7 protein-coding genes are annotated in these 10,134 nt (G+C 71.5%); 6 read left to right on the top strand and 1 reads right to left on the bottom strand.

Annotated elements, in window-relative coordinates; all coding sequences use genetic code 11:
- A partial coding sequence (locus tag ACFC02_RS39885; protein ID WP_376367486.1) for an ALF repeat-containing protein occupies window positions 1–1,205 on the bottom strand: 1,205 nt, incomplete at its 3' end.
- Between the two features lie 503 nt (window positions 1,206–1,708).
- On the opposite strand from ACFC02_RS39885, the gene ACFC02_RS39880 reads away from it, so the two are divergent.
- The 6 genes from ACFC02_RS39880 to ACFC02_RS39855 all read left to right on the top strand — a co-directional run bounded on the left by ACFC02_RS39880 (window position 1,709) and on the right by ACFC02_RS39855 (window position 9,984).
- Window positions 1,709–2,707 (top strand): LacI family DNA-binding transcriptional regulator, encoded by a 999-nt coding sequence (locus tag ACFC02_RS39880; protein WP_376367484.1) that lies wholly within the window; start codon window positions 1,709–1,711, stop codon window positions 2,705–2,707.
- 144 nt (window positions 2,708–2,851) lie between these two features.
- Window positions 2,852–4,201 carry an ABC transporter substrate-binding protein gene (locus ACFC02_RS39875; protein ID WP_376367482.1) on the top strand — a complete coding sequence of 450 codons (1,350 nt, stop codon included), beginning with the start codon at window positions 2,852–2,854 and terminating at the stop codon, window positions 4,199–4,201.
- 6 nt (window positions 4,202–4,207) lie between these two features.
- The gene (locus ACFC02_RS39870) at window positions 4,208–5,170 is read left to right on the top strand and encodes a carbohydrate ABC transporter permease (protein WP_376367480.1); all 963 of its coding nucleotides are present in this window, start codon (window positions 4,208–4,210) and stop codon (window positions 5,168–5,170) included.
- The gene (locus ACFC02_RS39865) at window positions 5,167–6,045 is read left to right on the top strand and encodes a carbohydrate ABC transporter permease (RefSeq protein WP_376367478.1); all 879 of its coding nucleotides are present in this window, start codon (window positions 5,167–5,169) and stop codon (window positions 6,043–6,045) included. The genes ACFC02_RS39870 and ACFC02_RS39865 overlap by 4 nt, the downstream gene beginning before the upstream one ends.
- Before the next feature lie 45 nt (window positions 6,046–6,090).
- On the top strand, window positions 6,091–7,695 hold the full coding sequence (locus ACFC02_RS39860) for a glycoside hydrolase family 13 protein (protein ID WP_376367476.1): 1,605 nt from the start codon (window positions 6,091–6,093) through the stop codon (window positions 7,693–7,695).
- A 105-nt stretch (window positions 7,696–7,800) separates the two neighbouring features.
- Entirely contained in the window at window positions 7,801–9,984 is a 2,184-nt protein-coding gene (locus ACFC02_RS39855) for a discoidin domain-containing protein (protein ID WP_376367474.1), read from the top strand.
- Window positions 9,985–10,134: the final 150 nt, after the last annotated feature.

Genomic DNA, 10,134 nt, shown 5'->3' with positions numbered 1-10,134 from the left:
GCGGAGGCCTGCGCGGAGGCGGTCGCCGCGCTGTCGGCGGCCGCGGCGGCCGAGCGCGCCTTGGCGGCGGCGTTGCGCGCGGCGACGGCCGCGTCCTTGGCGGCGGCGGTCTTCGACGCGTCCTTGGACGCGGCGATGGCGGCGTTGTAGGCGCGCGAGGCGGCCCCGCCCGCGGAGGCGGCGGCCTGGGAGGCGGCGGTCGCCGCGTAGGAGGCGCGGCGCGAGGCGGTGATGGCGACCCCGGAGGCGTTGATCGCGGTGCGGGCCGCGTCGGCGGCGCCCTGCGCGGCACTGGCCGCCTTGCGCGCGGCGGCGGCGGACCTTTGGACGTCGTCCTTGGCCTTGTCGGCCTCGGCCGCCGCCACCTGGGCCGCTTCCTTGGCCTTCTCGGCGGCGGTCTGGGCGCGGGCCGAGGCTTCGACCGCGGCGTCCGTCTTCTGCTGGGCGATCCTGCCCTCGCGTTCGACGACGGCGACCAGCGCCTCGATGGTGGCGCTCTCCTGGTCGCGGGCGCGCGCGATGTGCTGCCCGGTGTCCAGGTACCACTGGATGTCGTCGGCGGTTCCGCTGAGGGCCCGGTTGGCGTACGTCGTCTCCTCGGGTCCGGCGTGCGCCAGGCTCTCGGTGATCTCGACCCGCATGTCCTCCAGCCGCGCGTCGTACTGGCCGGTGAGCAGGAAGTGCTCCAGGGCGTCGTCGCCGCCGTCGGCGAGGGCCGCGGTGGCCTCCCGCTTCACGGCCTGGGCGCCGGCGTTCATGACGGTCAGCGTGGCCACGCGCAGGTCGTCGGAGACGGCCGGGGCGTAGCCCTTCTCCACGAACTCCGTGATCGCCGAGTCCCCGCCGGAGAGCGCGGCGCTCGCGGCGGCGCGGACGCCCTGGCCGCCGTTGGCGAGGTAGCTGAACACCGCCACGCGGTTGTCCTCCGCCGAGGCGACGGGCAGGCTCGCGGTGAGGAAGGTGGTGATGTCGGCGTCGGTCCCGCTCAGCGCGTACTCCGCCGCCGCCCGTACGGCCCTGCCGCCCAGCACCCAGGCCCGTACGGCCTTGGCGCGGTCGGTGTCGGGCAGGCCCAGGGGGTCGGGGGCGCCACTCCCGTCGGCGGCCCTGGCCAGGGGTGTCAGCGCCTGCGGCAGGGCTGTCACGGCTGTCGCGACGGCGAGCGCCCCCACGAATCTGCGTCGGCTCCAGAACGTAGTCTGCATGTCCTCTTCCACCCATTGGCCCGGCCGGTGGCCGGGCTGTCCGCCGGAGGGGGGAAGGTGTCACGTCCTGCGCTGCCGTCGGGAGCACGTTCCCGGGTACCGCCGGCGCAGCACCGCTGTGGACCCCCCGCCCCTACATCGCCCTACAGCAGACCAGAAGTTGACTGCCACTGCCAAGAATTGTGAAGTAACCGTCAGGAAAAGACAGCGACTTGCAAAGTGCGAGGGGACGGGATACCGGTGTCCGGCGGGGCCGGGGAGGGCCCGCTGAGGGCCCGCCGGCAAGGCGGCAGGCCCTCCGTCCCTCCGTCCGCGGGCAGGAGGCGAGGGGCGGGCCAGGCGCAGCAAGCGCGTCCCGCATGGCCGTCGAGCCGCCCGACCCGCCCGGCCCGCGCACCGCGCTGGAAGCAGCCCCCGCCCCGCCGGGGCCGCCCGGCTGCTGAAGTCGGACTACCGGAGCCTTTACGCAAGCCATTTGCGATTCTTGCGCTACTCTTGCGTGTATGACGCGACGACTTGCGGAAGTGGCAAAGAAGGTCGGGGTCAGCGAGGCCACGGTCAGCCGGGTGCTCAACGGCAAGCCCGGGGTCTCCGAAGCCACCCGGCAGGCGGTCCTGTCCGCGTTGGACGTGCTCGGCTACGAGCGCCCCACGCAACTGCGCGGCGAACGCGCCCGGCTGGTCGGCCTGGTCCTGCCCGAGCTGCAGAACCCGATCTTCCCGGCCTTCGCCGAGGTCATCGGCGGCGCCCTGGCCCAGCTGGGCCTCACCCCCGTGCTGTGCACCCAGACCAAGGGCGGGGTCTCCGAGGCGGACTACGTCGAGCTGCTGCTGCAACAGCAGGTCTCCGGCGTGGTCTTCGCCGGCGGGCTCTACGCCCAGTCGGACGCGCCCCACGACCACTACCGGCTGCTGGCCGACCGCAACATCCCCGTCGTGCTGGTCAACGCGGGCATCGAGCACCTCGGTTTCCCGGCGGTCTCCTGCGACGACGCGGTGGCCGTGGAACAGGCCTGGCGCCACCTGGTCTCCCTCGGGCACGAGCGGATCGGCCTCGTCCTCGGGCCCGGCGACCACGTGCCCTCCGCCCGCAAACTGGCCGCGGCCCGCGCGCTCGGCGCGGACCTGCCCGACGAGTTCGTCGCCCGCGCCATCTTCTCCATCGAGGGCGGCCACGCCGCGGCGGCCAAGCTCATCGACCGCGGTGTCACCGGGTTCATCTGCGCCAGCGACCCGCTCGCCCTCGGCGTCGTACGGGCCGCCCGCCGCCGCGGACTCGACGTCCCCTCCCGGATCTCCGTCGTGGGCTACGACGACTCCGCGCTGATGAACTGCACCGAGCCGCCTCTGACCACCGTCCGCCAGCCCATCGAGTCCATGGGCAAGGCCGCCGTGGAACTGCTCAACGCCCAGATCGCGGGCAGTGCCGTACCGGCCGACGAGCTTTTGTTCGAACCGGAACTGGTGGTCCGCGGGTCCACCGCCCAGGCGCCCCGCGCGTGACGGACCCGGCGAACACCGCCGCCTCCGTCCCGCGGAACCGATGTGCTGTCAAATAATTTCAGATTCTGCGCGACATCTTGCGAAGAGCTGTCCCCGGTGCTTGAGTGTGCGACGCCCACCGCTCCTGTCCAGAGGGGTCCACCGATGAGAAGCACCGGGTTCCGCCACGCCGTCGCCGCGATCGGCGTCTGCTCCCTTGCCCTGGCCGTGACGTCGTGCGGTTCCGGCGACGACGCGTCCGCGAACGGCAAGACCCGCATCACGGTCAACTGCGAGCCGCCCAAGAGCGCCAGGACCGACCGGACGTTCTTCGACGAGGACGTGGCGTCCTTCGAGAAGCAGCACCAGGACATCGACGTCGTCACGCACGACGCGTTCCCCTGCGAGGACCCCAAGACGTTCGACGCGAAACTGGCCGGCGGTCAGATGGAGGACGTCTTCTACACCTACTTCACCGACGTCGAGCACGTCGTCTCCACCGGCCAGGCCGCCGACCTCACCCCGTACGTCAAGGAACTGAAGAGCTACGGCACGCTCCAGAAGCAGCTGCGGGACATCTACACCGTCGACGGCAAGATCTACGGCATCCCGCGCACCGGCTACTCGATGGGCCTGATCTACAACAGGAAGCTCTTCCAGAAGGCCGGACTCGACCCCGACAAGCCGCCGACGACCTGGGAAGAGGTCCGAGCCGACGCCAGGAAGATCGCCGCGCTCGGCGGCGGAACCGTCGGCTACGCCGACTACAGCGCCCAGAACCAGGGCGGCTGGCACTTCACCGCCGAGCTGTACTCCCAGGGCGGCGACGTCGTCAGCGCCGACGGAAAGAAGGCGAACGTCGACACCCCCGAGGGCCGTGCCGTGCTGCAGAACCTGCACGACATGCGCTGGAGCGACGACTCCATGGGCAGCAAGCAGCTCCTCGTCATCAACGACGCCCAGCAGATGATGGGCTCCGGCAAGCTCGGCATGTACCTCGCCGCCCCCGACAACATCCCGATCCTGGTCAAGGAGAAGGGCGGCAACTACAAGGACCTCGCCCTCGCGCCCATGCCCGGCGGCAAGGGAACGCTCGTCGGCGGCGACGGATACATGTTCAACAAGAAGGACACGCCCGCCCAGATCCGGGCCGGCCTGAAGTGGCTCGACCACATGTTCCTCACCCCCGGCAAGGGCTTCCTCGGCGACTACGCCCGCGCCAAGAAGAACAACGCACCCGTCGGCCTGCCCGAACCCCGTCTGTTCACCGGCGCCGCCGACGCCACCGATCAGCAGGTCAAGAAGGCCAACGCCAACGTGCCCGTGGAGAATTACCAGTCCTTCCTGGACGGCAACCAGAGTCTGAAGCTGAAGGTGGAGCCGTCCCACGCGCAGCAGATCTACTCCGTCCTGGACGGCGTGGTCTCCGCCGTCCTCACCAAGAAGGACGCCGACGTCGACCAGCTGCTCAAGGACGCCTCCGGCAAGATCGACGGCATCCTGGCACGGAGCTGACCCGCCATGACCAAGACGGCCGAGCGGCGGCCCGCCCAGGCGATCGCGGTCCGCCCGCCACCGGCGCCGCCCCACGCGGGGGAGCGCAGGCGGCGCCGCCTCGTCGAACAGGCCCGCGCCTACGCCTTCCTCCTCGGCGGCCTGATCTGCTTCGCCCTGTTCTCCTGGTACCCGGCGATCCGCGCGGTCGTGATCGCCTTCCAGAAGTACACCCCGGGCCAGGCCCCCCGATGGGTCGGCACCGCCAACTTCACCCACGTCCTGCACGACCCCGAGTTCGGCGCCGCCTGGCGCAACACTCTCACCTTCACCGCGCTCGCCCTGCTGATCGGCTTCGCGGTCCCGTTCGTCCTGGCCCTCGTCCTCAACGAACTCAGGCACGCCAAGGCCTTCTTCCGCGTCGTCGTCTACCTGCCGGTGATGATCCCGCCCGTGGTCAGCGCCCTGCTGTGGAAGTGGTTCTACGACCCCGGCGCCGGCCTCGCCAACGAGGCGCTGCGCGCCCTGCACCTGCCCACCTCGAACTGGACCAACGGCGCCGACACCGCCCTGGTCTCCCTGGTCCTCGTCGCCACCTGGGCCAACCTGGGCGGCACCGTCCTGATCTACCTGGCCGCCCTGCAGTCCATCCCCGGCGAACTGTACGAGGCCGCCGAACTGGACGGCGCGAACCTGCTCCAGCGCGTCCGGCACGTGACCGTCCCGCAGACCCGCTTCGTGATCCTGATGCTGATGCTGCTCCAGATCATCGCGACCATGCAGGTCTTCACCGAACCGTTCGTGATCACCGGCGGCGGCCCCGAGAGCGCCACGGTCACCGTCCTCTACCTCATCTACAAATACGCCTTCCTCTACAACGACTTCGGCGGCGCCTGCGCGCTCAGCGTCATGCTGCTCGTACTGCTCGCCCTGTTCTCCGCCGGCTACCTGAGGCTGACCCGCTCCGGCTCCGGACAGGAGGACGCATGAGCAGCACCCGTACCCTCGTCTCCCCGGCGACCCTGGCCCGCCCGCGCGGCAAGGCCCTCTACTGGACCGTCTTCACCGGCGTGGTGCTGCTGTTCACGCTCGCCTTCCTCTTCCCCGTCTACTGGATGGTGACCGGCGCCCTGAAGTCGCCGGACGAGGTGACGCGGACCCCGCCCACCCTCGTGCCGGCCCACTGGCACCTGAGCGCCTACACCGACGCCTGGGACCTGATGCAGCTGCCGCAGCACCTGTGGAACACCTTCGTCCAGGCGGCCGGCGCCTGGGCCTGCCAGCTGGTGTTCTGCACGGCCGCCGCCTACGCCCTGTCCCGGCTGAGACCCGCCTTCGGCAAGGTGATCCTCGGCGGCATCCTCGCCACCCTCATGGTGCCCGCCCAGGCCCTGGTCGTACCGAAGTACCTGACCGTCGCCGACCTGCCGCTGATCCACACCAGCCTGCTCAACGACCCCCTCGCCATCTGGCTCCCGGCCGCCGCCAACGCCTTCAACCTGTATCTGCTCAAGCGGTTCTTCGACCAGATACCGCGCGACGTGCTGGAGGCCGCCGAGATCGACGGCGCCGGAAAGCTGCGCACCCTGTGGTCCATCGTGCTGCCCATGTCGCGGCCGGTGCTCGGCGTGGTGTCGATCTTCGCGCTCGTCGCGGTCTGGCAGGACTTCCTGTGGCCGCTGATGGTCTTCTCCGACACGGACAAACAGCCCATCAGCGTGGCCCTGGTCCAGCTGTCGCAGAACATCCAGCTGACCGTGCTCGTCGCCGCGATGGTGATCGCCAGCATCCCGATGGTCGCGCTCTTCCTCGTCTTCCAGCGGCACATCATCGCCGGGATCAGCGCGGGCAGCACCAAGGGCTGACACCGCCCGCCCCACCCTCTCCACCGACCCAGAAAGGCACGCACCGTGGGACAGCCCACCCCTGCCCGAAACGGCCGCGGCGACGACGCCTGGTGGCGCTCCGCCGTGATCTACCAGGTGTACGTCCGCAGCTTCGCCGACGGGGACGGCGACGGCACCGGCGACCTCGCCGGCGTCCGAGCCCGCCTGCCCTACCTCGCCGAACTCGGCGTGGACGCCCTGTGGTTCAACCCCTGGTACCTGTCCCCGATGAAGGACGGCGGCTACGACGTCGCCGACTACCGGGCGATCGACCCCGCCTTCGGCACCCTGGCCGAGGCGGAGAAACTCATCGCCGAGGCGCGGGAACTGGGCATCCGCACCATCGTCGACATCGTGCCCAACCACGTCTCCGACCAGCACCCCTGGTTCCGGGCCGCACTGGCCGGCGGCGCCGAGCGCGACCTCTTCCACTTCCGGCCCGGACGCGGCCCCGACGGCGAACTCCCGCCCAACGACTGGACGTCCGAGTTCGGCGGCCCGGCCTGGACCCGGCTGCCCGACGGCGCCTGGTACCTCCACCTGTTCGCGCCCGAGCAGCCCGACCTCAACTGGGCGCACCCGGCCGTGCGCCAGGAACACGAGGACATCCTGCGGTTCTGGTTCGAGCGGGGCGTCGCGGGCGTCCGCATCGACTCCGCCGCCCTGCCGGCCAAGGACCCCCGCCTGCCCGACCTCGCCGCGGGCCGCGACCCGCACCCGTACGTCGACCGCGACGAACTCCACGACATCTACCGCTCCTGGCGCCGCGTCGCCGACGAGTACGACGGCGTCTTCGTCGGCGAGGTGTGGCTCCCGGACAGCGAGCGCTTCGCCCGCTACCTGCGCCCCGACGAACTGCACAGCGCCTTCAACTTCTCCTTCATGTCCTGCCCCTGGGACGCCGCCCGGCTGCGCAGGTCCATCGACGAGACCCTGGCCGAGCACGCACCCGTGGGCGCCCCCGCCACCTGGGTGCTGTGCAACCACGACATCACCCGCACCGTCACCCGCTACGGCCGCGCCGACACCGGCTTCGACTTCGCCACCAAGGCCTTCGGCACCCCCACCGACCTCGCCCTGGGCACCCGGCGCGCCCGCGCGGCGGCCCTGCTCTCGCTGGCCCTGCCCGGCGCCGTCTACGTCTACCAGGGCGAGGAGCTGGGACTGCCCGAGGCGGACATCCCCCTGGACCGCATCGAGGACCCGATGCACTTCCGCTCCGGCGGCACCGACCCGGGCCGCGACGGCTGCCGCGTCCCGCTGCCCTGGTCGGCGAACGCGCCCCACGCCGGGTTCGGGACCGAGGCCGGCCGGGAACCGTGGCTGCCGCAGCCGGCCGGCTGGGCGGCCCACGCCGTCGACCTCCAGCAGCGCGACCCCGCCTCCATGCTCGCCCTGTACCGGGAGGCGATCCGGCTGCGCCCGGTCTTCGGCGACGCGGCCCTGACCTGGCTGGACGCCCCCGACGGCGTCCTCGCCTTCACCCGCGCCGAGGGGGTGACCTGCGTGGTCAACCTCTCCGCCGACCCGGCCGAACTCCCCGCCCACACCCGACCCCTGCTGGCCAGCGGCCCCCTGGACGAGGCCGGCCGCCTCCCGCAGGACACGGCGGTCTGGCTGCGCGCCTGAGCCCGCGCAGTACCGGGGCCCCACGTCCGCGGCACGCGACCCAGGGCCCCGGCCGCCGATCCGCACAGCGCTATCCCCGCACCCCCACCACGAAGGGATCAGCCCATGCACGGCACCAGCACGCCCAGAACCGCCCGCCGCCTGCCGGCCGTGGCGACCACCGTCGCCCTCGCCGCCGGCATGCTCGTCACCCTCGGTGCGCCCGCGGCCCACGCCGCCGCGGGCGCCACCCTCCCCTTCACCTCCGTCGAGGCCGAGTCCGCCACCACCACCGGCACCAGGATCGGCCCCGACTACACCCAGGGCACCCTCGCCTCCGAGGCGTCGGGCCGCCAGGCCGTCCGGCTCACGGCCGGACAGCGCGTGGAGTTCACCGCGCCGCGCGCCGCCAACGCCCTGAACGTCGCCTACAACGTGCCCGACGGCCAGTCCGGCACCGTCTACGTCTACGTCAACGGCACCAGGCTCGCGAAGACCCTCGCCGTCACCTCCAAGTACTCCTACGTCGACACCGGCTGGATCGCCGGGACCAAGACCCACCACTTCTTCGACAACGCCCGCCTGCTGCTCGGGCAGAGCGTCCAGGCGGGTGACAAGATCGCGCTGGAGGCGACGAACGTCCAGGTCACCGTGGACGTCGCCGACTTCGAACAGGTGGCCGCGGCCGCCGGCCAGCCCGCCGGGTCGGTCTCCGTCGTCTCCAAGGGCGCCGACCCCACGGGTCAGGGCGACTCCACCCAGGCCTTCCGCGACGCCGTGAGCGCCGCGCAGGGCGGGGTGGTGTGGATCCCGCCGGGCGACTACCGGCTGACGTCCTCGCTCGGCGGCGTGCAGAACGTCACCCTCCAGGGCGCGGGCAGCTGGTACTCCGTGGTGCACAGCTCCAGCTTCATCAACCAGTCGAGCTCCACGGGCAAGGTCCACCTCAAGGACTTCGCGGTCATCGGCGAGGTCACCGAACGCAACGACGGCAGCCCCGACAACTTCGTCAACGGCTCGCTCGGACCGGACTCCACCGTCTCCGGCATGTGGGTCCAGCACCTCAAGTGCGGCCTGTGGCTGACCGGGAACAACGACAACCTCGTGGTCGAGGACAACCGCATCCTCGACACCACCGCCGACGGCCTCAACCTCAACGGCAACGCCAGGGGCGTGCGGGTCCGCGACAACTTCCTGCGCAACCAGGGCGACGACTCCCTCGCCATGTGGTCCCTGTACGCCCCCGACACGAACAGCAGCTTCGAGAACAACACCATCTCGCAGCCCAACCTCGCCAACGGCATCGCGATCTACGGCGGCACCGACATCACCGTGCGCGACAACCTGGTCTCCGACACCAACGCCCTCGGCAGCGGCATCGCGATCTCCAACCAGAAGTTCATGGACCCCTTCAACCCGCTGGCCGGCACGATCACGGTCACGGGGAACACCCTGGTGCGGGCGGGCGCCATGAACCCGAACTGGAACCACCCCATGGGCGCGCTGCGCGTCGACTCCTACGACAGCGCGATCAACGCGACCGTGAACATCACCGGCACCACCATCACCGACAGCCCCTACAGCGCCTTCGAGTTCGTCTCCGGCGGCGGCCACGGGTACCCGGTGAAGAACGTCACCGTGGACGGCGCCACGGTGCGCAACACCGGCACGGTCGTCGTCCAGGCGGAGGCCCAGGGCGCGGCGGCCTTCCGCGGCGTCACCGCGACCGGCGTGGGCTCCGCCGGTGTCTACAACTGCCCGTACCCGTCGGGCTCGGGCAGCTTCGCGCTCACCGACGGCGGCGGCAACTCCGGCTGGACCAGCACGTGGGAGGACTGCTCCACCTGGCCGCAGCCCGGCCAGGGCAACCCCGACCCCGACCCGAACCGCAACCTCGCCAAGGGCCGCCCGGCCACCGCCACCGGCTCCCAGGACGTCTACACGCCCGGCAAGGCGGTCGACGGCGACGCGAACAGCTACTGGGAGTCCACCAACAACGCCTTCCCGCAGTCCCTCACCGTCGACCTCGGGTCGAGTCAGGCCGTGCGCCGGCTGGTGCTGAAGCTCCCGCCGTCGGCGGCCTGGGGCGCCCGGACCCAGACCATCGCGGTCCTGGGCAGCACCGACGGCACGAACTACACGACCGTGGTGGGCGCCCAGGGCTACCGCTTCGACCCGGCGACGGGCAACACCGTCACCGTCGCCCTGCCGAACGGGACGAGCCTGCGCGGTCTGCGGCTGACGGTCTTGGCCAACACGGGCTGGCCGGCGGGCCAGTTCAGCGAAGTGGAGGCCTACGCGACCTCCTGAGCCGTCGTCCTCGCACCACGGCGCCGCCATCCGTTGCGGGCGTCGGCCGGCGGCCCCCCCGTCGGCGGGCCGCCCCCGCCGCCGGCACAGGGCCGTCGGCGGGGGCGGGGGAGAGGGGGCCGGGGAAGCACGGTCCGGCAGCAGCATGGC

The sequence above is a fragment of the Streptomyces sp. NPDC056160 genome, assembly GCF_042268205.1.
Lineage (GTDB): Bacteria > Actinomycetota > Actinomycetes > Streptomycetales > Streptomycetaceae > Streptomyces.
The sequence above is the reverse complement of the archived record's forward strand: the minus strand, read 5'-3'. Positions and strand labels throughout refer to the sequence as shown.